The following is a 19814-nucleotide window of genomic DNA, read 5'->3' as shown; positions in this document are numbered from 1 at the left end:
CGGGTGGTGGACGTTCTCACCCGCTCGGCGCAACCACCCCGCTCTCCGGGTGCCGCGCCCGGTCCCCAGCGCCCGACGGCGCCCGCTCGGCTACGGTGCCCGCAGACCCCGGCCGACGACGGCCCGGCGCGGCGGAGGGAGGACAGCGACCATGACGGCCGACCCCGACCGCGACCCCGAGGCCCCCGCCGCCGCACTCCCCGCCCTGCCGCAGGGCCCCCTCAGCACCCGCCTCGACCGCTGGCTGTGGGCGGTGCGGCTGACCCGGACCCGCGCCCTCGCCGTCGACGCCTGCCGCGCGGGGCACGTGCGCCTCAACGGCGACCGCGCCAAGGCCTCCGCCACCGTCCGCCCCGGCGACGAGGTGCGGCTGCGGCTGGAGGGCCTCGAACGCATCGTCGAGGTCGCCCACGTCCTCGAACGCCGCGTCGGGGCCCCCGTGGCCGTGCGCTGCTACGTCGACCGCACCCCGGCTCCACCCCCGCCCGAGCACGTCGCCGTCGCCGCCGTGCGCGAACGCGGCGCCGGGCGCCCCACCAAGCGCGACCGCCGGGAACTGGACCGGATGCGCGGACGCTGAGCGCACAGCCCGCAGCAGGCCCCGCACACCCGAGGAGGAGTGCCCCCGACCCCGGCCGGAGACCGCGCCACCGAGGTGGTCGTCCAGCGGATCCCGCGAGGGCAGCCCCTCAGGGGGCTCCGGCAGGCAGGGCACCGGGCACCAGCGGGAGCAGCGTGCCGCTGACCTCCTCGGCGACGGTGGCGAAGGCACGGGTGATGCTGTCCTCGCGGCGGTCGAACACGGCGAAGCGCGCCGGGGACACCTCCGGGAAGGTCCGCAGGACGATGCCCGGCGGCGGCGTGGGTGTCGTGGTGCGGTCGGCGAGGACGAGGAGGCCGAGCTCGGCGAGCAGACGCCAGCGCTCGTCGGGTGGCAGCAGCGGCACCTCCTGGCGCGCGACGTCGATGCCCGTGGCCCGCAGGTCGTACTCCGCCATGAACTCCCGAGCCGGCTCCGGCCAGGGCCCGACGTCGATCCAGCGCCGTTCGACGACGTCGGCGAGCGTGGGTGCCGGCGCCGCGGCGAGCTCGTCGTGCGCGGGCAGCGCGATCACCTTGGGAAGGCGGAACAGCTCCGTGACGGCGTCGCCCGGCAGGCCCGCGTCCCGGCCGAGGACGACGTCGAGGTCGGGCTGGTGCACCCCCCAGGGGTCCTCGACGGTGAGCGTTCGGACCTCCAGCGCCAGATCGGGGTGCTGAGCCCGGAAGGCGTGCACGATCGGGCCGGTCAGCTCCCCCGCGGCCACCGCCCCGTAGTACAGGCCGAGGACCAGGCCGTGGCGAGGAGCGTGCCGGTCCACCTGGCCGGCCACGGCGGCGAAGCGCTCCCCGGCCGCGAGCAGTCGCTGGGCTTCGGGGAGCAGCGCCTGCCCGGCCGCGCTGAGGGCCACGCGGCGGCTGGTGCGCTCGAAGAGCCTGACGCCCAGGTCGCGCTCCAGGTGCCGGATCGCGGCGGAGAGAGTGGACTGGTCCATGAAGAGGCGCTGCGCGGCGCGGGTGAAGTGCAGCTCCTCGGCCAGGACGAGGAAGTACCGCAGCCGTTGCAAGTTCACTCGAGGTCTCCGACATGCCCGTCGTGCCGCCGAGGGCCACGTGCCGGACCACCCAGGTATGACCGTCGAAGCATGCACGATCCGGACGTCGAACCGCGCCTCGGCGTGTCACCGCCCCGTCCACCACTCCCGCCCGCCACGCTGCTGCCCGTGTCCACCGTGCCGCGCCCCACCTCGCGCCAGACCCGTCGCACCGCCGCCCCGAAGGGCCGCGAACGGGACGAGGCCCGCGAAGCGCTGTCGACGATGCTGCGCCAGCTCGGGGACCACTCCACCCCCAGCTCCGGCGACCGCGTCCGCTTCGTCTACCCCGACGGAACCCGCCTCGAAGGCGTCTGGACGTTCACCGGCGACACCGGCGAGTCCGGCCCCTTCGCGGTGCGCGACGACGAGGGCCGGCTCCACCTCCCCCGCCCCGGGCACGTGCGCTGCGACATCGCCAAGGACCGCGTCGCCCTCCTCACCGTCGGGGAGGTCCTCACCATCGCGACCCTCCTCGACGAGTTCGCCGCCATGTGCCCCGGCCACCCCCTGGAAGACGTCGCCCGCGAGCACGTCCGCAGCATCAACGACCGCTTCCTCTTCGCCCGCGACAGCCGCCTGCCCGCGGCGCTGCCCGATCTGCCCGCGGCCCGGCTCGAACCCCCCGCGCCCCTGGACAGATGAGCCCCCTCCCGGTCTGGGCTGGTTCTGCGCATCTCTCGCGTCGGGTCGCGACGGCGACCCGATCGGCATCGGTCCCTGAGTACCGATAAGCATGAATACGACGTATGGTGGAACCATGGCGGAACCGCAGCTCGACCTGTACGGGCGCACCGGCGCGGAGCTGGCGCTGGTCGACCTCGCCCCCGCGCCGCCCCCGCCGTCGCTGGAACCCCCTGCCCTGCAGGAGTGGATGCGCACCCTCCCCGCCGGGCACCGCACGGGGCGGTCCGAGACCACCTGGCGCGCCTACGGATCCGACCTCGCCCACTTCGCCGCTTGGTGCGCCGACACGGGTGCGACGCCCCTGCCCGCCGAACCCGCCACGGTGACGTCATACCTCCTCGGCTGCTGCGAGGAACTCAGCCTCGCCACCCTGCAGCGCCGGCTCGCCGCCCTGAGCGTCGCCCACCGCGTCCTGGGAGTTCCCTCCCCCACCGAGACGCAGACGGTGCGCCTCACGTGGGCCGGGATGCGCCGCACCCTGGGGCCCGTCTCGCCGGTGCGGCGGGTGGATCCGATCGTCACCTCCGTGCTCGCTGAGATCGTCGCCCCCCTGGGGGACTCCCTCCTCGACCGCCGCGACCGGGCACTGCTCGTGATGGGGTTCGCCGGGGCACTGCGCCGCAGCGAGCTCAGCGGCCTGGACGTGGCCGACGTCGAGGTCGCGGAGGAGGGGTTGCGCGTCGCCGTCCACGCCACCCCCGCGGCCGCCGAGGACGGCGGGCGAACGGTCGTGCTGCCCCACGGCACCCGGCGCGCGACCTGCCCGGTGCGGTCATGGCAGGCGTGGGCCGAGGCGGCAGGGCTGGGTTCAGGCCCCGCGTTCCTCTCGGTGACCAAGGGCGGGGCGAGCCTGAAGCAGCGCAGGCTCTCCGGGCAGTCCATCGCAAGGATGATCAAGCGGCGCGCCGAGGACGCCGGCCTGGACCCGCGGATGTTCTCCGGGCACAGCCTGCGCGCCGGGTTCGCGACCGCGGCCGTGCAGGCGGGCCTGCCGGACCGCTCGGTGATGCGCCAGACCGGGCACCGATCGACGCTCGCGCTGAGCGCGTGCGTGCGCGGCAGCGGCCCCGAGGTCGACAACCCCGCCGCCCACGTGGGCCTCTGACCCCCGCAGCGAGCACCGGGGCGGGCTGTCTGCGCGGCTCAGCACTGGTCCCCCACCCGGGCCGGTCCTAGGGTCGGGCCATGCGCTTCGGCTTGTTCGTCCCCCAGGGCTGGCGTCACGACCTCGTCGGCATCGCACCGCAGCGGCAGTGGGAGGTGATGTCGTCCCTGGCCCGGCTCGCCGACGAGGACCCCGTGTGGGAGTCGATCTGGGTCTACGACCACTTCCACACCGTCCCCGTGCCCACCGACCAGGCCACCCACGAGGCGTGGACGCTGATGGCCGCGTTCGCCGCCAGCACCTCCCGGGTGCGGCTGGGTCAGATGTGCACGTGCATGGCGTACCGCAACCCCGCCTACCTGGCCAAGGTCGCCGCCACCGTCGACGTCGTCTCCGGCGGCCGCACCGAGATGGGCATCGGGGCCGGCTGGTACGAGCACGAGTGGCGCGCCTACGGCTACGGGTTCCCCTCCGCCGGCGAGCGGCTGCGGGCGCTGGAGGAGGGGGTGGAGGTGATGCGCCAGGCGTGGACGACGGGCACCGCCACCGTCCACGGGAAGCACTACACCGTGGACGGTGCCATCGTGCAGCCGCTCCCGCTGCAGCCGGGCGGCATCCCGCTGTGGATCGCCGGCGGCGGGGAGCGCAAGACGCTGCGCACGGCCGCGAAGTACGCCTCCTACACCAACTTCGACGGCACGCCGGAGGTGTTCGCGCACAAGAGCGAGGTGCTGGCCGGGCACTGCCGCGACCTCGGCACGGACTACGACTCCATCGTGCGCTCGGCGAACTACAACGTGGTCATCGGTCGCGACGCCGCCGAGGTGGAGGAGCGGCTGCGCGGGATCGAGGAGCGGCTGCGCCCGCACCTGCCGGCCGACAAGCTCGCCGAGACCGTCGAGAGCCTGCGCAGCGGCCCGGCGGTGGGAACGCCCGAGCAGGTCGTGGAGGTCTTGCGGCACATGGCGGGGCTCGGCATGACGTACGCCATCACGTACTTCGCCGAGGCCGCCTACGACACCTCCGGCATCGAGCTGTTCGCCCGCGAGGTGGCACCGGCGCTGCGCTGAGGCTCCGTCGGGCCCCCGGTGTGCCCCCGTCGCCCTGCGCGGCGGGGGCACGCCGCTGTCCGCGCCTCGTTGGCGCGAGCGGTGACGCGGAGTAGCGTGCGCAACGCACTCGCACGCTGCCGGGAGGTCTCACGTCGAGGAGGACGTCATGTCCCAAGCCGGGCACGCAGAAGGGTCCGTCGCCCAACGCTTCGCCAGCAAGCACCTACCAGCGCCGCAGTTGCGGGACCTGCCCCCCGCTCCGACGCGCATCGGCCCCATCATCGGCCCCGGCATCGTCGCCGCGGGCGTGGGACTGGCCAGCGGCGAGTTCATCATCTACCCCTTCATCGCCTCCCAGGTCGGCCTGGTCTTCGTGTGGGCGGCGCTCGTGGGACTGGTCACCCAGTTCTTCATCAACATGGAGATCGAGCGCTACACCCTCGCCACGGGTGAGACGGTGCTGACGGGGTTCAGCAGGCTGGGCCGGCACTGGGGTCTCGTGTTCGCGCTCATGGCGTACTTCGCCAACCTGTGGCCCGGCTGGGTGACCAGTTCGGCGACGCTGCTGACCTACCTCGTCGGCGGAAGCGTGACACCCATCGCCATCGGGATGCTGGTGCTCATCGGCGTCACGCTCACCCTGGCCCCCGTGGTCTACGTGGCGCTCGAGAAGATCGAGATGTTCAAGGTGGCGGCGGTGCTGCTGCTCATCGTCATCGGGGCGACGTTCGCCATCGACTCCGGCACCTGGGGCGACGTCTCCACCGTCGTCACCGACGCCCGCATCCCCGTCGAGGAACTCGGCTTCGCCCTGCTGCTCGGGGCGCTGGCGTTCGCGGGCGCCGGGGGCGGGCAGAACCTCTGCCAGAGCAACTGGATCCGGGACAAGGGCTTCGGCATGGGCGCCTACGTGCCCCGCATCGTCAGCCCCATCACCGGCAAGCCGGAGGCGGCGCCCACGACGGGCTACGTGTTCGAGCCGGACGCGGAGAACATGAGCCGCTGGCAGCGGTGGTGGAAGGTCGCCAACATCGAGCAGCTGGTGACGTTCGTGGCCATCACGTTCGTCACCATCTTCTTCACGTCCCTGCTGGCCTACGGCACCGTCTTCGGCAACCCGGACCTGGCCAGCGACATCTCCTTCGTGCAGGCCGAGGGACAGGCGCTGAAGGAGAACGTCGGCGACTGGTTCGGCACCCTGTTCTGGGTCATCGGCGTCATCTCCCTCTTCGCCGCGGCGCTGGGCATCGTGGACTACACCAGCCGCCTCGGCGCGGACGTGCTGCGGGTCGGCTACCTGCGCAACACCTCCGAGAGCAAGGTGTACTTCGCGCTGGTGTGGGGCCTGGTCCTCTTCGGCTGCCTCGTGCTGCTGGTGGGCTTCGCGCAGCCGTTGGCGCTGCTGGTCATCTCCGCCGTGGTGGGCGGCTTCATGATGTTCATCTACTCGGGGCTGCTCATCCTGCTCAACCGCAAGGTCCTCCCCCGCCAGATCCGCCCCGGTGCGCTGCGGGTGGGGATGCTGGTGTGGGCGGTGCTGCTCTTCGGGACCCTGTCGGCGCTGACGTTCGACCAGCAGCTCTCGAAGCTGTTCGGCGGCTGATCCCGGCGCGCGCCGGACCGGGTCGCGGGAACCCGGTCCGGCGCGGGGAGCGCAGCGGCGACGCCCGGATCAGTGGGAGGTCAGGTGCGGCCGTCGTCACCCTGCCTCGGCGCTCCCCCGGTCGACCTCATGGCCGCATCCTCTCGCTGCCGGGCGCCGCAGGGCCATCACGGTGGTCACGCCCAGGTGGTCGGGGTTCGCAGGGGCCCGGGGAGATTCCGTCTCCGCTCCGCCGGCGGTTCAGTCCCCCCGGCGGCTCAGCACGTCGGTGGCGGCGGCGCGCACCACCGGCAGCACCGCCTCCGCGATCAGCGCGTACCCCGCGCTGGACGGGTGGAAGCGGTCGGCGCTGAAGAGACCCGGGTCGGAGGCGAACGCCGCGGCCGCGCGCGGGCCGGGGTCGGCGATGCGGGCCCCCTCGGCGGCCGCCGCCGCGCTCTGCGCCGACCGCATCGCGGCGCTGGCGGCCCGGACGAGGTCCTGCAGGGCGGGGGGCACGTGGGACACGACGCTGAGGTCGGGTGCGGGGACGACGACGACCGCGGCGCCGGCGGTGCGCAGCGCCCGCACGGCCTGCGCCAGCGCTGCGGCGGCCCGCTCCGGGGGGACCAGGCCCCTGACGTCGTTGCCGCCGATCACGACGAGGGCCACGCCGGGGCGCCAGGCGACGGCGGCGGTGACCTGCCTCGCCAGGGCGTCGCTGAGCGCGCCGGGCACGGCGAACACCCTGCTCTCCGCGGGCACCCCGGCCGCGGTCAGCGCGGTGGCCAGGCGTGGTCCGAGCGCATCGGTGGCGCGGGTGGCGCCGGTGCCGTGGGCGAGGGAGTCACCGAGGAGGGCGAGGTGGAGGGGCATCGACCCCAGTCAAGCCGATCCGGTCGCGGTCTGCGCCGAGCACCGCGGTGAAGGGCCACTGGCCGGTCCCCCGCTCAGGTCCGACGACGTCGTGGTGGTGTCCCGCAGACCCGTCAGCAGCCCCGGAAGAGGAGCAGCCCCAGACTCGTCAGCAGCCCCGGAACGGGAGCAGCGCCGGGGTACCTGGTGGTCGAGTGCCGGCGAACGCAGCGAACCCCGGCCCTCTCACGGGGCAGCACCTCCGCTCCTCGCCTCAGGGGATCGACCGGGAGCTGTGCCGCGCCCGCTGCATGACCGGCGAGCAGCTTGGTGAAGCAGCCCGGCGCGAACCACGGCGCGCTCGGCGACGGGCCCAGCGCCCGGTCGGGCACCACCCGCCCGCCGTCGCCGACACACCGAGGACCCGGCGGGAGCGCGGGCCGGGAGCGCCCTCGATCGCCGTGGCCGCCAGCAGCAGGTAGCCGTACTGGACGCAGGCGCGAGTCCACCGCAGCCGCCCAGCCCGCTCACCGTCGAGCCAGGCGACGGCGAAAGGGTGCAGGTGCGCGGCGCAGAAGAGCAGACGCCGGCGCGCTCCCTGCCACAGGCGGTGGTACCAGCGCGCCGCCGCGGGGGTGTTGTTGCACCACGCGCCGCCCCACAGGTCCAGCGCCGTCAGGCGCACCAGCGCGCTCGGGGTGCCGCCGCGTCCGCAGGCACCGGGAGCGGCCAGCCGTGGCGCCAGCACCGCTCCGGCGAGCCCCAGCCCGATGCTGCCGGCGTCCTCCGGGCATGCGCGGCCGGCAACGACGTGGGGGCCGGTGGCACCCGGCGGGTGAGCAGCCCGGCCGCAGCGGCGCCGGCCGGTAGCGTCGGGCGGGTGCAGGAGCCGACGCCGACGTCCCGAGCCCCGGGGCAGCCGTTCACGCCCGGGCTGGAGCTGGCCGCCGGGTTCGCGCGCGAGGTCGTCTCCCCCCTGCTCGCGGACGTGCCGCACGCGAGCGCCCTGCTGGGGTGGGGCTCGGACGTGCTGGGCTACGACACGCCGCGTTCCACCGACCACGGCTGGGGGCCGCGGCTGCAGGTGTTCGTCGCCGCCGGTGACGTCGAGCGTGCCGCCGCCCTGGTGGAGGCGGGGTTGCCGCAGCGCTACCGCGGCCGGGAGGTGCGCTTCGGGTGGGACGGAATGCGGCCCCGCTCGCAGGTCGAGGTGACGACGTGGCCGGGGTGGCTGGAGCGGCAGATCGGGTTCGCCGATCCGCAGGCGATGTCGTGGCGGGACTGGTTGCTGGTTCCGCAGCAGCGGCTCCTGGAGGTGGTGGCGGGGGCGGTGTTCGCGGACCCGGGCGGGGAGGTGGCGCGGGCCCGCGCGGCGCTGGCGTGGTTCCCCGACGACGTGCACCGCTGGTTGCTGGCGTGCCAGTGGCGGCGGCTGGCGCAGGAGGAGCCGTTCGTGCAGCGCACCGCGGAGGTGGGCGACGAGCTGGGGTCGGCGGTGGTGGCGGCGCGGCTGGTGCGCGAGGCGATGCGGCTGGCGCTGCTGCTGGCCGGGCGGTACGCGCCGTACTTCAAGTGGCTGGGCACGGCGTTCGGTCGGCTGGAGCACGCCGACGGCCTCGACGGGCACCTGCGCCGCGCGGTGCGGGCGGTGGACGCGGGCGGGCGGGAGGAGGCCCTCTGCGCGGCGTACGAGGCGCTGGCGCGGCGGCAGAACGCGACGAGCCTCGCGGAGGAGCTGGATCCGCGGGTGCGCGGCTTCCACGAGCGCCCGGCGCGGGTGCTGGACGCCGACCGCTTCGCCGCCGCGTGCCGGGAGGCGGTGACGGAGCCGGCGCTGCGGGCCCTGCCGCTGCTGGGCTCGGTGGACCAGGTGGCCGACAGCACGGACCTGTTCGGCTCCCCCGCCGCCTGCCTGCGGCTGCGCGCGCTGTACCGCGACGGGGCCGACGAGCGGGCACGGGACGGGGTTGGGGTCGAGGCTGCGGTGGAAGGGGTGGGACCGTGACGGAGGGAACGCGCTGGGACCCGGAGGTGTACCTGCGCCACGCCGGGGAGCGGTCCCGCCCGTTCGCCGACCTGCTGGCGCGGGTGGCGGCGGAGCGGCCGGGCGCCGTGGTGGACCTGGGCTGCGGGGCGGGCAACCTGACGGTGGTGCTGGCACGGCGCTGGCCGGGCGCCCGGGTCGTCGGCGTCGACAGCTCCGCGGAGATGCTGGAGCGGGCCCGCCGCGACGCCGCGCACGAGCGGGTGGAGTACGTGGCGGGGGACGCGCGCGAGTGGGAGCCGGCCGCGCCGGTGGACGTGCTCGTCTCCAATGCGGTGCTGCAGTGGATCCCCGGGCACCTGGAGCTGCTGCCGCGGCTGGTGTCGATGCTGGCCGCCGGGGGTGAGCTGGCGGTCCAGGTGCCGGCGAACTTCGCCGCGCCGACGCACGCGCTGCTGCGGCGGGTGTGCTCGTCGCCGCGGTGGGCGCGGCGGCTGGACGGGCCGGCGGAGGCGGGCAGCGCGGAACCGGTGGAGTACCTGCGGGTGCTGGCCGCGACCGGGGCGGCGGTGGACGTGTGGGAGACGACGTATCTGCACGTCCTCGCGGGCCCGGACGCGGTGCTGGGGTGGATGCGGGGCACGGCGCTGCGGCCGGTGCTGAGCGTGCTGGAGGAGGCGGAGCAGGAGGAGTTCTGCGCGGAGTACGGGGCGCTGCTGCGGGTGGCGTACCCGCAGGAGGGGTTCGGGACGGTGCTGCCGTACCGGCGGGTGTTCGCGGTGGCCCGCCGGCCCGGTTGACCGGCGCGGCCCGCGCGGGCGGTTCAGACGGGGGGCTCGGGGTCGTACTGGATGCCGTGGCGGGTGGCGCGGGCGCGCTCGGGACCGGCGAGGCGGGCGACGAGGTGCAGGGCCATGTCGATGCCGGCGGAGACCCCGGCGGAGGTGATGACGTCGCCGTCGTCGACGAAGCGCTGCCGCGGGCGGACGTCGATGCTGTCGTCGAGGGCGGCGAGCTCGTCCAGGCAGCCGTGGTGGGTGGTGGCGGGCCGGCCCTTGAGCAGGCCCGCGGCGGCGAGGACGAGGGAGCCGGTGCAGACGCTGGTGGTGAGGGTGGCGGCGGCGCTCCAGGAGCGCACGAGGTCGAGGTGGTCGGGGTCGCGCAGCAGGGGGCGGGTGCCCGAGCCGCCGGGGTGCAGGAGGACGTCGAGGCGGTCGGCGTCGGCGAAGGAGGTGTGGGCGCCGAGGACGAAGCCCTTGGCGGCGGTGACGGGGCGCCCGTCGCGGGAGAGGCAGGTCACGGCGTAGCCGTCCTCGGGGAACTGCCGGGTCCAGTAGGCCAGGACCTCGTAGGGGCCGACGGCGTCGAGCTCCTCCACGTCGTCGAAGAGGACGATGCCGATGGTGCGCGGGGTCGCGGTGCTCATGGCGTCAGCGTGCTGGGCCCCGGCCGCCCGGACCAGTGGCAGTCGGGACGCGCTGCGCAACTTTCCTGCCACTAGGGTGCGAGTGTGCCCCATCGCGTGGCGGTCCTGCTCCTCGACGGCGTGCTGCCGCTGGACGCGGGCATCCCCGCGCAGGTGTTCTCCCGCTACCCCCGGCTGGGCTACGCGCTGTCGATGTGCGGGGTGCGGCCCGGGGAGGTGGCCTCGGCGTCGGGGTTCTCGTTCCTGGTGCCGGCGGGCCTGGAGGCCGTGCGCGACGCCGACACCGTGATCGTGCCCGGCTACGCCCCGGCCGACGCCCCCGTGCCCGCGCAGGTGCCCGCGGCGCTGCGCGCGGTGCACGAGGCCGGGGGGCGGGTGGTCTCCATCTGCACGGGCGCCTTCGCGCTGGCCGCGACGGGGTTGCTGGACGGGCGGCGGGCCACCACCCACTGGGCGCACGCGCAGGCGCTGGCCGAGGCGCACCCGGCGGTGCGGGTGGAACCGGACGCCCTCTACGTCGACGAGGGGCGCGTGCTGACGTCGGCGGGGGTCTCGGCGGGCATCGACCTGTGCCTGCACCTCGTGCGCCGCGACCACGGGGCGGGCGCCGCCAACGACGTCGCCCGCAGCATCGTCGCCGCCCCGCACCGGGAGGGCGGGCAGCGGCAGTACCTCAGCGCGCCCGTCGCCCGGGCGCCGGGCACGTCGCTGGAGGCCACCCGGCAGTGGGCGCTGCAGCGGCTGGCGGAGGAGCTGACCGTGGAGGCGCTGGCCCGCCACGCCTGCGTCTCCCCCCGCACCTTCGCCCGCCGCTTCGGCGCCGAGACGGGCAGCACGCCGCGGCAGTGGCTGCTCGGCGCGCGCCTGGCCTGGGCGCGGGAGCTGCTGGAGAGCACGGCGCTGAGCGTGGAGGAGGTCGCCGGGCGCAGCGGCCTGGGCAGCGCGGCGAACCTGCGCGCGCGCTTCCGGCAGGAGCTGGGCACGACCCCCAGCGGCTACCGGCGCGGCTTCGGCCGCGGCTGAGGCAGCCGCCCCGGGTGCGCGGCGGTGGGGGCTGGGTAGGTTGGCGCGGTGCCGGCCCCCGACGAGTCCGAGCTGGTGGTGGCGGGCCGCCCGCTGCGGCTGCAGCGCTATCCGCACGAGCCGCGCGAGCTGCTGCGCGCCTTCGACGCCGCCGACGAGTACCTGCTCGACCACGTCCTGAGCAGCGGTGAACCCGCGCGGGAGCTGGCCGAGCTCAGCGGCCTGCCGGCGGGCGTGGACCTGGCCGAGGCGGCGCGGGCGGGGTCGCTGGTGCTGCTGGACGACCGCTGGGGGGCGCTGGCCACGGCGCTGGCGGAGCACTCCCCCGTCTCCGTCACCGACTCCGCCGTCGCGCGGGCGGCGGCGCGCGCGAACCTGGCCCGGCACGCCCCGGAGGCGGTGGTGCCGCTGCTGGGCGCGGGTGAGCGCTGGCCGGGGCGAGTGGACGTGCTGCTGGTGCGCCTGCCGAAGACGCTGTCGCTGTTGGAGGAGCAGCTGCACCGGCTGCGCCCGGCCCTGCACCCGGGCTCGGTGGTCGTCGCCGCGGGCATGGTGAAGGAGGTCCACACCTCCACGCTGATGCTGTTCGAGGAGCTGCTGGGTCCGGTGCGCACCTCCCGGGCGCGGCGCAAGGCCCGGCTGCTGGTGTGCGCGCCGAGCGCGGAGGTGCTGGGCGCGCCCCGGCCCTGCCCGTGGCCGCGGTCGCTGCTGCTGGACGATGCGCCGGAGCCGCTGGCCGGGGTGCGGGTCGTGCAGCACGGGGGTGTCTTCTCCGCGGGCGGCCTGGACGTGGGCACGCGCCTCCTCCTGGAGGTCCTGGGGGCGCGGCGCCGCTTCCGCGCCGGCGAGCACGTCCTCGACCTGGGCTGCGGCAACGGGGTGCTGGGGCTGGCCGCGGCGCGGGCGCAGCCGGGGGTGGAGGTGACGTTCGTGGACGACTCCGACCTGGCGGTGGCCTCGGCGGCGGCGACGTGGCGGGACAACGCCCCGGCGGGGGCCCGGGCGCGGTTCCTGGTGGGCGACTCGGCGACGGCCTCGACCGGGGCCGAGACCGGGGCCGGGACCGGGGCGGGGGCTGGTCGGGACGCGGGTGAGCAGGGCACGGGTGAGCAGGTGCCGGCAGGGTCGGTGGACGTGGTGCTGAACAACCCGCCGTTCCACGTGCACGGGTCGGTGACCGCCTCCACCGCGCACCGGATGTTCCGCGACGCCCGGCGGGTGCTGCGTCCGGGCGGGGAGCTGTGGGTGGTCGGCAACCGCCACCTCGGCCACCACGTGAGCCTGCGGCGCCTCTTCGGCGCGGTCGACGTGGTCGCCGGGCACCCGAAGTTCGTGGTCCTGCGGGCGGTGCGTCGTTGATCCCCGGGCGTTCGGGGCGCACTATCAGGAGCGCAGGTCCGCGCGGGGCGCTTCACCCGAACCCAAACCCGCCGAGGGTGTGACCTGTCTCACATGCGACGCGCGGGGCTGTGGAGCCAATGCCAAGGTGCCGAGCTAGGTGTAGGTAAGGTCCGTAACCGGATCCTCACCCCGCGACTCCCGCACCACGAGCACCGGATGAGCACCAGCAGACCGACAGCACCACCCGCCGCACCAGACGAACAGGGCCCCCGGCCCCCGAGCGCACTGGACGTACCCGCCTTGCAGCTGCCTTCCGCCCTCCGCCGCGTCGTGCTCGCCACCGCCGCCGGCATCGGCGTCACGTGCATGGCCGCGGGGCTGACGCAGCCCGCGCTCGCCGACCCCGCCGCCCCCGTGGCGGTGCCGGTCTCGGCCCGCACCCCGACGCCGCAGGAGGTCGAGGAGGCCCGCCGCGCCGCCGAGGCCAGCACCGCCGAGGCGCAGGCCGCCCGCACCCGCACCACCAAGGCGCAGGAGGAGCTCGACGCCGTCGCCGCCCAGGCCAGCGCCGCGCTGGAGCGCTACGGGCAGGCGGTGGAGGCCAAGCGCCTCGCGGAGGAGCAGGAGCGCTACGAGCGCGAGCGCCTCGCCGAGGCCGAGCGCCAGCTCGCCGAGAGCAAGAAGCAGCTCGGCCGCTGGGCGTCGGAGGCGTACAAGGACGGCGGTTCCCTGGAGGAGTACTCCGCGCTCGTCACCGTGCTGGAGTCCCGCGACACCAACGAGGTCCCCAGCCTGCTGGCCTCCGTCAACCGCGTCGGCGCCAACCGCGACAACGCGGTGAGCACCTACCGCGCGGCGAAGCTGACGCAGGAGGAGGCCACCGCCAGGGCCAAGGTGCACGCCGAGACCGCTCGGGTGGAGTCGGAGAAGGCCGAGGCGGCCAAGAAGGACGCCGAGGCGCTCGTGGAGAAGCAGAAGGGCAAGCTCGCCGAGATGCTGGCCCTGCAGGCCGCCGCCGAGGGTGACGCCACCACCAAGGCCACCCAGGCCGCCAACCTCGCCGCCGCCCGCCTGCAGGCCGAGGCCGCCGCCGCCGCCGCGCTGGCCGCCGGCGCCCGCTCCGTCTCCGGTGGCCTGGTCGGCGAGATCGGCGCGTGCGCCGGCGGCGACGTCACCGGCTACGCCAACGGCACCATCCCCCGCAGCGCGCTGTGCCCGTTGTTCGGCTCGCCCCGGCACGTCCTGCGCGCCGACGCGGCGCACGCCTTCAACCAGCTCAGCCAGGCCTACGCCGCGCACTTCGGCCGCGCGATGTGCGTCACGGACTCCTACCGCCCGCTGGCCGACCAGATCTCCGTGGCCGCGCGCAAGCCCGGCCTGGCTGCCCGCCCCGGCACCAGCCGCCACGGCCTCGGCATCGCCGTGGACCTGTGCGACGGGGTCAACGTCTACGGCACCCCCACCTTCAACTGGCTGAAGCAGAACTCCGCGGTCTACGGCTGGATCCACCCCTCGTGGGCGGACAAGGGCGGCAGCGGGCCGTTCGAGCCGTGGCACTGGGAGTACGTCGGCTGAGACCGCTCCCCCGCACGCGCCCAGGCGCCCGTCCCCCGTCGCGGGGGCGGGCGCCTGCCGCGTGCGGGGGCCCCGCGCCGGCCCGCCGGTGCGCGCGGCGCGCGCCCGCTCCGGGCTGCACCGGGCAGACTGCCCCGGTGATCGGCGAGCATCCCTTCCTCAGCGCGGGCCACCCCGTGGCGATGGCGCACCGCGGCTTCTCCCTCGACGGGCTGGAGAACACCCTCCCCGCCTTCCAGGCGGCCGTCGACCTCGGCTACCGGTACCTGGAGACCGACGTGCACGCCACCGCCGACGGTGAGCTCGTCGCCTTCCACGACTCCTCCCTCGACCGGGTCACCGACGCGGCCGGGCGCATCGCCGAGCTGCCCTGGTCTCGGGTGCGGCAGGCGCGGGTGGCGGGGCGGGAGCCGGTGCCGCTGCTGGCCGAGGTGCTGGACGCCTTCCCCACCGCCCGGCTCAACATCGACGTCAAGCACGCCTCCGCCATCGCGCCGCTGGTGGAGGTGCTGCGCGGCACCGGCGCGCGGGAGCGGGTGTGCGTGGCCTCCTTCGCGGAGTCGCGGCGCCGGGCAGTGGTCGCCGCGCTGGACGCCGACGGGGGGCCACCGGTGGCGACCTCCACGTCCCTGCTGGGCACCGCCGCGTTCCTGACCGGCACGGCCGCGCGCGCGGCGCTGGTGCGCCGGGTCGCCGCCCGCCGCGCCTGCGCCCTGCAGGTGCCGGTGCGCGCGTACGGCGTGCCCGTCGTCACCGAGCGATTCCTGGCCCGCGCCCACGAGCAGGGCCTGCAGGTGCACGTGTGGACCGTCGACGAGCCCGCCCAGATGCACGCCCTGCTCGACCTGGGCGTCGACGGCCTCATCACCGACCGCGCCGACCTGCTGCGCGACGTCCTGACCGCGCGGGGGCAGTGGTCGTGAGCGCGGAGACCACCGCGGCCGTCCCGGGCCCCGCCGCACCCGAGCCCGCCGCGCTGCGCCGGGCCAGGCGCAGCTGGTACGTCTACGACTGGGCCAACTCCGCCTACGTCACCACCACCGCCACCGTCCTCTTCGGCCCCTACCTGACGTCGGTGGCCCGCCGCGCGGCCTGCCCGGACCTGCCCACCGGGCAGGTCTGCACCCGGATGCTGTCGGTGCTGGGGGTGCCGGTGGCGCCGGGGTCGGTGGCGCTGTACGCGGTGACGGCCGCGACGCTCCTGGCGGCGCTGCTGCTGCCGCTCATCGGGGCGATCGCCGACCGCACCGCCCACCGCGCGCGCCTGCTCGGCGTGCTCGCCTGGACGGGCGCCGCGGCCGCCACCGCGATGGTCCTCGTCAGCGGCACCCGCTGGCAGCTCGGGGTGCTGCTGCTCATGGTGGCCACCACCTGCCTGGCCTCCTCCCTCGTGGTCTACGACGCACTGCTCTGCGACGTCTCACCCCCGCACCTGCGCGACCGGACCTCCTCGCGCGGGTGGGCGTTGGGCTACCTCGGCGGCTTCCTGCTGCTCGCGGCGAACCTGGCGCTGGTCTCGGCCCCCGGCGCGGTGGGGCTGGACACCGAGGGCGCGGTGCGGGCCTCGCTGGCCATCGCGGGGCTGTGGTGGGCGGTGTTCACGATCATCCCGGTGCTCGGGCTGCGGAACCTGCCGACCCGGGCGGTCAGCGTCCTGGGCGAGCGCGCCCTGGCCCCCGCCGGTGCCGGCCGCGGCCTGCTGGCGCCCTTCCGCCAGCTCGTCCACACCCTGCGCGGCATCCGCCGCTACCCGCAGACGCTGCGCTTCCTGCTGGCCTACCTGATCTTCAACGACGGCATCCAGACGGTGATCTACGCCTCCAGCATCTACGGGCAGGAGGAGCTCGGCTTCAGCCAGTCGCAGCTGATCACCACGATCCTCATCGTGCAGGGCGTGGCGTTCCTCGGGGCGCTGGCCTTCGGCCGGATCGCGGCCCGCTTCGGGGCGCAGCGCACGATCCTGGGCGGGCTTGGCCTGTGGGTCCTCGTCCTGCTCGGTGCGCTCACCCTGCAGCGCGGCGCCTTCAGCGGGTGGCTGCTGCTGGCGGTGGGCATCGGCCTCGTCCTCGGTGGCACCCAGGCCCTCTCCCGCTCCCTGTACAGCCAGCTCGTGCCGCTGGGGCAGGAGGCGGAGTTCTTCAGCCTCTACCAGGCCGCCGAGCGCGGCACGAGCTGGGTGGGGACGCTGGCGTTCGGGCTGGTGTTCCAGCTCACCGGCTCCTACCGGCCGGCGCTGACGACGCTGCTGGCCTTCTTCGTCGTCGGCGCGGTCCTGCTGGCCCGCGTCGACGTCGCGCGGGGCACCGCGGCGGCCGCGAAGGCACCCGCACCACCGGGCGAGGCGCCCTCGACCTGACCGGGCCCGCACGCCGGTCCGCACTCCCGTCCGCACGCCGGGCCACCCGTTCGGCCCCACTCACCCGCCACCTCCCACACGACGTTCACACCGTCGGCGCAACGGAGCCGGAACAGCACCGGCCCCGCCCGCGTTCAACCAAGTGGAACCCCTCCAGACTCCGAGGCGATCGGGCCTGCGATGGAGGGGATCGTCGGGAGGTCTGCAATGAGCGATCGCAACCTGCGGGGCAGCCGCCTCGGGTCCGCCAGCCTGGAGAGCGAGTCCGGCGTCGAGCCGGCCGAGCGCCAGCGGGTCACCTACCACTGTCCGCACGGGCACGTGGTCGTCGTGCCCATGTCCGCCGAGGCGGACGTGCCCCCCGTCTGGGAGTGCCGCTGCGGCGCCGAGGCGCTGCGCGACGACGCCGAGATGCCGGAGAAGAAGGCCGTCCGTCCCGTGCGCACGCACTGGGACATGCTGCTGGAGCGGCGCACCATCGCCGAGCTGGAGGTGCTGCTCGACGAGCGCCTGCGGCTGCTGCGCAGCGGGCAGGTCCGCCGCAGCGCCTGAGCGGCTCCGCGCGAGCGACGGCCACGGCCGGCCACGGAAGGGCCCGCCGTGGCCGTGCGCGTTGCGGCGACGTGCGGGCCGGCTCGCCCCTCAGCGCCCGGTCGGCTCCTGCGGGTCGCGACGGGGAGTGCCGGGGTCCTCCTCGACGATCTCGGCGTCGAGGACCTCCCCCTCCACCACGTCGCCGTAGCCGCTGCGGCTGGCCGCCGCGCCCCGGGAGCCGCGCCCGGCACCACCACGGCGCCCGGCTCCGCGCCGGTGCCCCGCCCCCTCGCGGTCGACGAGCACGTCGCCCACGACCAGACGCCCTCCGCCGGCCTCGGCCACCGCGGAGGCCAGCGCCCGCTCCAGGCGGCGCTGCAGGAAGCGGCGCCCCGCGCGGCCCAGCAGCCGCCGCGACGGCGGGACCAGCAGCACCACGGCCGCGGCGTCGGTGAGCACCCCCGGCACCAGCAGCAGGGCCCCGGCGGCACCGATCGCCGCCGCCCGCCCCACCCCCGCCGCGGCGGCCGCTTCCGCCGGCAGGCCGCCCGCCGCCGCCCGGGCGGCACGCACGGTCGCCCGCCCGGCGCGGCGCAGCAGCAGCGCACCCGCCACCGCCGTGGTCAGCAGCAGCGCCAGCACCCCCCACGCGCCGAGCAGCTCCTGCAGCCGCCCCAGCAGCAGCACCTCCACCACCAGCAGCGCCGCCAGCGCGACGCCGGCCGGCAGCAGCACCCGGCGGCGGCGGCGCGGCCGGCGCGGGGACCCCCCGGCACCGGCGGGCAGCGCGGCGTGGCTCATGCCCGCACCGCGGGGACGTCGAGGTCCACGGCCACCGGCGGCCCGCTCGCCACGGCGGCCGCCCTCGGCCGCCGCCGCGCGGCCAGCAGCAGCAGCACCCCCACACCGCACAGGAACAGCTCCACCGCCAGGCCGTGGCGCACCGCGAAGGTCAGCCCGCTGCGCAGCGGCAGCTCCCCCTGCAGGACGGCCGAGGTGAGCAGCTCGGTGCTCTGGTGGGCCACCCCGTCGGGGGTGATCAGGGCGCTGATGCCGACGGTGGAGACGTGCACGACGCTGCGGCCGGTCTCCACCGCCCGCAGCCGCGACATCGCCAGCTGCTGCGGCGCCATGTTCGAGGTGCCGAAGGTGGCGCTGTTGGTCTGCACCACGAGCAGGTCCGCCCCCGCCGCGACCGCCTCCCGGGCCAGGTCGTCGAACAGGACCTCGAAGCAGATGATGTCGCCGACCAGCGCCGGTCCCATCGGCAGCAGGCTCGTGCTCGTGCCCGCCACGAAGTCCTGCCGGACCAGGTCCACCTTGTCGGAGAAGATCCGGAAGAAGGAGCGGTAGGGCATGTACTCCCCGAACGGCGCCGGGCGCTGCTTCACGTAGCGCTCCGTGGGGCCGGTGCCGGGCCGCCACACGATGCCCGCGTTGGACAGCCCCTCCCCCGGGCCCTGCAGCACCGCCCCGACGAGGGTGGGGGCGTCCACCGCCTCCACCGCGCGGGAGATCACCGCGGCCGCGTCGGGGTTGAGGAGGGGGTCGATGTCGCTGGAGTTCTCCGGCCACAGCACGAGCTCCGGCTGCGGCGCGCGCCCGGCGCGCACCTCCCGGGCCAGCTCCAGGGTCGCGCGGGCGTGGTTGTCCAGCACCGCGCGTCGCTCGGCGTTGAAGTCCAGCCCCGGCTCGGGGGTGTTGCCCTGCACCGCCGCCACCTGCGCGGTCCCCTCCGAGGCGTCCACCGGCCGCGGCAGCAGCGCACCGGCGCCCATCGCCGCCACGGCCAGCGCCGCGGCCGCGGCCGCGGCGCGGGTGGCGCGCCCACCGGTCCCCCGACTGGGCAGGCGCACGTCCGGCAGCTGCACCAGCCGCCCGCGCCGGGCCAGCGTCGTCACCGCCAGCGCCAGCAGCGCCCCGCTCAGCGCGACCGCGAAGGACACCAGCGGGCTGCCCCCCAGGGAGGCCAGGCCCAGCGTGGGCGCGTCGGCCTGGGAGAACGCCAGCCGCCCCCACGGGAAGCCCCCGAACGGCACCCGCGCGCGCAGGGCCTCCACCGCCACCCACGTGCCGGCCACGGCCAGCGGCGCCAGCCCCCACGGCGCGCGCAGGGCCCGGGGCAGCAGCGCGGCCAGCAGGACGTGGAAGAGGGCGCACAGCGTCGCCAGCGCCAGCCACGGCAGTGCCCCGACGTAGACGCCGCTCCACTGCAGCAGGGGGACGAAGAACGCCCAGCCGTGCAGCAGGCCCAGCAGCGCGGCCCGGCGCGGGCGCTGCCCGGCCACCGCCAGCACCAGGGCGGCCACACCCACCGGCGCCAGCGGCCACCAGCCCAGCCCCGGGAACGCCGCCGCGGACAGGCCTCCGCCGGCGGCGGCGAGCAGGGCGGCCGGCAGCAGCGGCAGGGGGCGGTCGGCGGGGCGCGGCACGTCCCCGAGCGTACGTCCCTGCGGCGCGGCCAGGGGGCAGGCACCCCCGACCGGGTGCAGCACGGCAGGGGCGGCGACGGCGCAGGGGCGCCACCGTGGCAGAGGGGTGGAGCCTGCTTCTCACGCAGTCAGCCGCCGGTGGTGCCGGGCCGGCTGACTGCGCGAGAAGCAGGCCGGACCCGCGCGCCCCTCGGGCCGCCGTGAGCCCCGTCGGCCACGAGGCGCACA

19 protein-coding genes are annotated in these 19814 nt (G+C 76.0%); 13 read left to right on the top strand and 6 right to left on the bottom strand.

Annotated features, from left to right (window positions below; translation table 11 throughout):
* Positions 1-151: 151 nt before the first annotated feature.
* Complete coding sequence (locus CLV92_RS11860; RefSeq protein WP_104433018.1) at positions 152-580, top strand: RNA-binding S4 domain-containing protein; 429 nt, start codon at positions 152-154, stop codon at positions 578-580.
* Between the two features lie 109 nt (positions 581-689).
* On the opposite strand, the gene CLV92_RS11855 is transcribed toward CLV92_RS11860, so the two are convergent.
* Positions 690-1613, bottom strand: coding sequence for a LysR family transcriptional regulator (locus CLV92_RS11855; protein WP_146099504.1), 924 nt, complete (start codon positions 1611-1613; stop codon positions 690-692).
* Positions 1614-1763: 150 nt separating this feature from the next.
* Here CLV92_RS11855 and CLV92_RS11850 point away from each other — a divergent pair, with 150 nt between their 5' ends.
* The 4 genes from CLV92_RS11850 to CLV92_RS11835 all read left to right on the top strand — a co-directional run bounded on the left by CLV92_RS11850 (position 1764) and on the right by CLV92_RS11835 (position 6081).
* Positions 1764-2279, top strand: a complete 516-nt coding sequence (locus CLV92_RS11850; protein WP_146099503.1) for a hypothetical protein — start codon at positions 1764-1766, stop codon at positions 2277-2279.
* A 115-nt stretch (positions 2280-2394) separates the two neighbouring features.
* Positions 2395-3426, top strand: a complete 1032-nt coding sequence (locus CLV92_RS11845) for a site-specific integrase (protein WP_158257211.1) — start codon at positions 2395-2397, stop codon at positions 3424-3426.
* An 80-nt stretch (positions 3427-3506) separates the two neighbouring features.
* Entirely contained in the window at positions 3507-4496 is a 990-nt protein-coding gene (locus CLV92_RS11840; RefSeq protein WP_104433014.1) for an LLM class F420-dependent oxidoreductase, read from the top strand.
* Positions 4497-4644: 148 nt separating this feature from the next.
* Positions 4645-6081, top strand: a complete 1437-nt coding sequence (locus CLV92_RS11835) for an Nramp family divalent metal transporter (protein ID WP_104433013.1) — start codon at positions 4645-4647, stop codon at positions 6079-6081.
* 240 nt (positions 6082-6321) lie between these two features.
* Here CLV92_RS11835 and CLV92_RS11830 read toward each other — a convergent pair whose 3' ends face one another.
* The gene (locus CLV92_RS11830; protein ID WP_104433012.1) at positions 6322-6936 is read right to left on the bottom strand and encodes a GDSL-type esterase/lipase family protein; all 615 of its coding nucleotides are present in this window, start codon (positions 6934-6936) and stop codon (positions 6322-6324) included.
* A 253-nt stretch (positions 6937-7189) separates the two neighbouring features.
* Positions 7190-7663 (bottom strand): hypothetical protein, encoded by a 474-nt coding sequence (locus CLV92_RS21425; RefSeq protein WP_104433011.1) that lies wholly within the window; start codon positions 7661-7663, stop codon positions 7190-7192.
* 132 nt (positions 7664-7795) lie between these two features.
* On the opposite strand from CLV92_RS21425, the gene CLV92_RS11815 reads away from it, so the two are divergent.
* Together CLV92_RS11815 and CLV92_RS11810 are read left to right on the top strand one after the other, a co-directional pair.
* Positions 7796-8920, top strand: coding sequence for a DUF4037 domain-containing protein (locus tag CLV92_RS11815; protein ID WP_104433073.1), 1125 nt, complete (start codon positions 7796-7798; stop codon positions 8918-8920).
* Complete coding sequence (locus CLV92_RS11810; protein WP_104433010.1) at positions 8917-9699, top strand: methyltransferase domain-containing protein; 783 nt, start codon at positions 8917-8919, stop codon at positions 9697-9699. The genes CLV92_RS11815 and CLV92_RS11810 overlap by 4 nt, the downstream gene beginning before the upstream one ends.
* A gap of 23 nt (positions 9700-9722) precedes the next feature.
* Here CLV92_RS11810 and CLV92_RS11805 read toward each other — a convergent pair whose 3' ends face one another.
* Entirely contained in the window at positions 9723-10325 is a 603-nt protein-coding gene (locus tag CLV92_RS11805) for a DJ-1/PfpI family protein (protein WP_104433009.1), read from the bottom strand.
* Positions 10326-10409: 84 nt separating this feature from the next.
* Between CLV92_RS11805 and CLV92_RS11800 the strand changes: the two genes are divergently transcribed.
* The 6 genes from CLV92_RS11800 (at position 10410) to CLV92_RS11775 (ending at position 17172) form a co-directional block, all read left to right on the top strand.
* Entirely contained in the window at positions 10410-11348 is a 939-nt protein-coding gene (locus CLV92_RS11800) for a GlxA family transcriptional regulator (RefSeq protein ID WP_211291067.1), read from the top strand.
* A gap of 48 nt (positions 11349-11396) precedes the next feature.
* Positions 11397-12707 carry a methyltransferase gene (locus CLV92_RS11795; protein ID WP_211291066.1) on the top strand — a complete coding sequence of 437 codons (1311 nt, stop codon included), beginning with the start codon at positions 11397-11399 and terminating at the stop codon, positions 12705-12707.
* Positions 12708-12989: 282 nt separating this feature from the next.
* Positions 12990-14264 (top strand): M15 family metallopeptidase, encoded by a 1275-nt coding sequence (locus tag CLV92_RS11790; protein WP_104433007.1) that lies wholly within the window; start codon positions 12990-12992, stop codon positions 14262-14264.
* Positions 14265-14401: 137 nt separating this feature from the next.
* The gene (locus CLV92_RS11785) at positions 14402-15187 is read left to right on the top strand and encodes a glycerophosphodiester phosphodiesterase family protein (protein WP_245886737.1); all 786 of its coding nucleotides are present in this window, start codon (positions 14402-14404) and stop codon (positions 15185-15187) included.
* Complete coding sequence (locus CLV92_RS11780) at positions 15184-16620, top strand: MFS transporter (RefSeq protein ID WP_104433070.1); 1437 nt, start codon at positions 15184-15186, stop codon at positions 16618-16620. Before CLV92_RS11785 ends, CLV92_RS11780 begins: the two co-directional genes overlap by 4 nt.
* A gap of 207 nt (positions 16621-16827) precedes the next feature.
* Positions 16828-17172, top strand: coding sequence for an RNA polymerase-binding protein RbpA (locus tag CLV92_RS11775; RefSeq protein ID WP_104433006.1), 345 nt, complete (start codon positions 16828-16830; stop codon positions 17170-17172).
* Between the two features lie 90 nt (positions 17173-17262).
* Here the strand turns inward: CLV92_RS11775 and CLV92_RS11770 are convergent, their stop codons facing one another.
* Both CLV92_RS11770 and lnt read right to left on the bottom strand, forming a co-directional pair.
* The gene (locus CLV92_RS11770; protein WP_104433005.1) at positions 17263-17955 is read right to left on the bottom strand and encodes an FxsA family protein; all 693 of its coding nucleotides are present in this window, start codon (positions 17953-17955) and stop codon (positions 17263-17265) included.
* Positions 17952-19586, bottom strand: coding sequence for an apolipoprotein N-acyltransferase (gene lnt / locus CLV92_RS11765; protein WP_245886736.1), 1635 nt, complete (start codon positions 19584-19586; stop codon positions 17952-17954). The genes CLV92_RS11770 and lnt overlap by 4 nt, the downstream gene beginning before the upstream one ends.
* Positions 19587-19814 lie beyond the last annotated feature (228 nt).

Source organism: Kineococcus xinjiangensis (assembly GCF_002934625.1).
Taxonomy (GTDB): Bacteria; Actinomycetota; Actinomycetes; order Actinomycetales; family Kineococcaceae; genus Kineococcus_A; species Kineococcus_A xinjiangensis.
This window is presented reverse-complemented; position numbering and strand designations above follow the sequence as displayed.

What these genes read in the sequence shown, in the direction of transcription:
- CLV92_RS11775 (WP_104433006.1), top strand. Translation starts at nt 16,828, where the DNA reads ATGAGCGATCGCAACCTGCGGGGCAGCCGCCTCGGGTCCGCCAGCCTG.
- CLV92_RS11840 (WP_104433014.1), top strand. Translation starts at nt 3,507, where the DNA reads ATGCGCTTCGGCTTGTTCGTCCCCCAGGGCTGGCGTCACGACCTCGTC.
- CLV92_RS11845 (WP_158257211.1), top strand. Translation starts at nt 2,395, where the DNA reads ATGGCGGAACCGCAGCTCGACCTGTACGGGCGCACCGGCGCGGAGCTG.
- CLV92_RS11770 (WP_104433005.1), bottom strand. Translation starts at nt 17,955, where the DNA reads ATGAGCCACGCCGCGCTGCCCGCCGGTGCCGGGGGGTCCCCGCGCCGG.
- CLV92_RS11835 (WP_104433013.1), top strand. Translation starts at nt 4,645, where the DNA reads ATGTCCCAAGCCGGGCACGCAGAAGGGTCCGTCGCCCAACGCTTCGCC.
- CLV92_RS11805 (WP_104433009.1), bottom strand. Translation starts at nt 10,325, where the DNA reads ATGAGCACCGCGACCCCGCGCACCATCGGCATCGTCCTCTTCGACGAC.
- CLV92_RS11830 (WP_104433012.1), bottom strand. Translation starts at nt 6,936, where the DNA reads ATGCCCCTCCACCTCGCCCTCCTCGGTGACTCCCTCGCCCACGGCACC.
- CLV92_RS11860 (WP_104433018.1), top strand. Translation starts at nt 152, where the DNA reads ATGACGGCCGACCCCGACCGCGACCCCGAGGCCCCCGCCGCCGCACTC.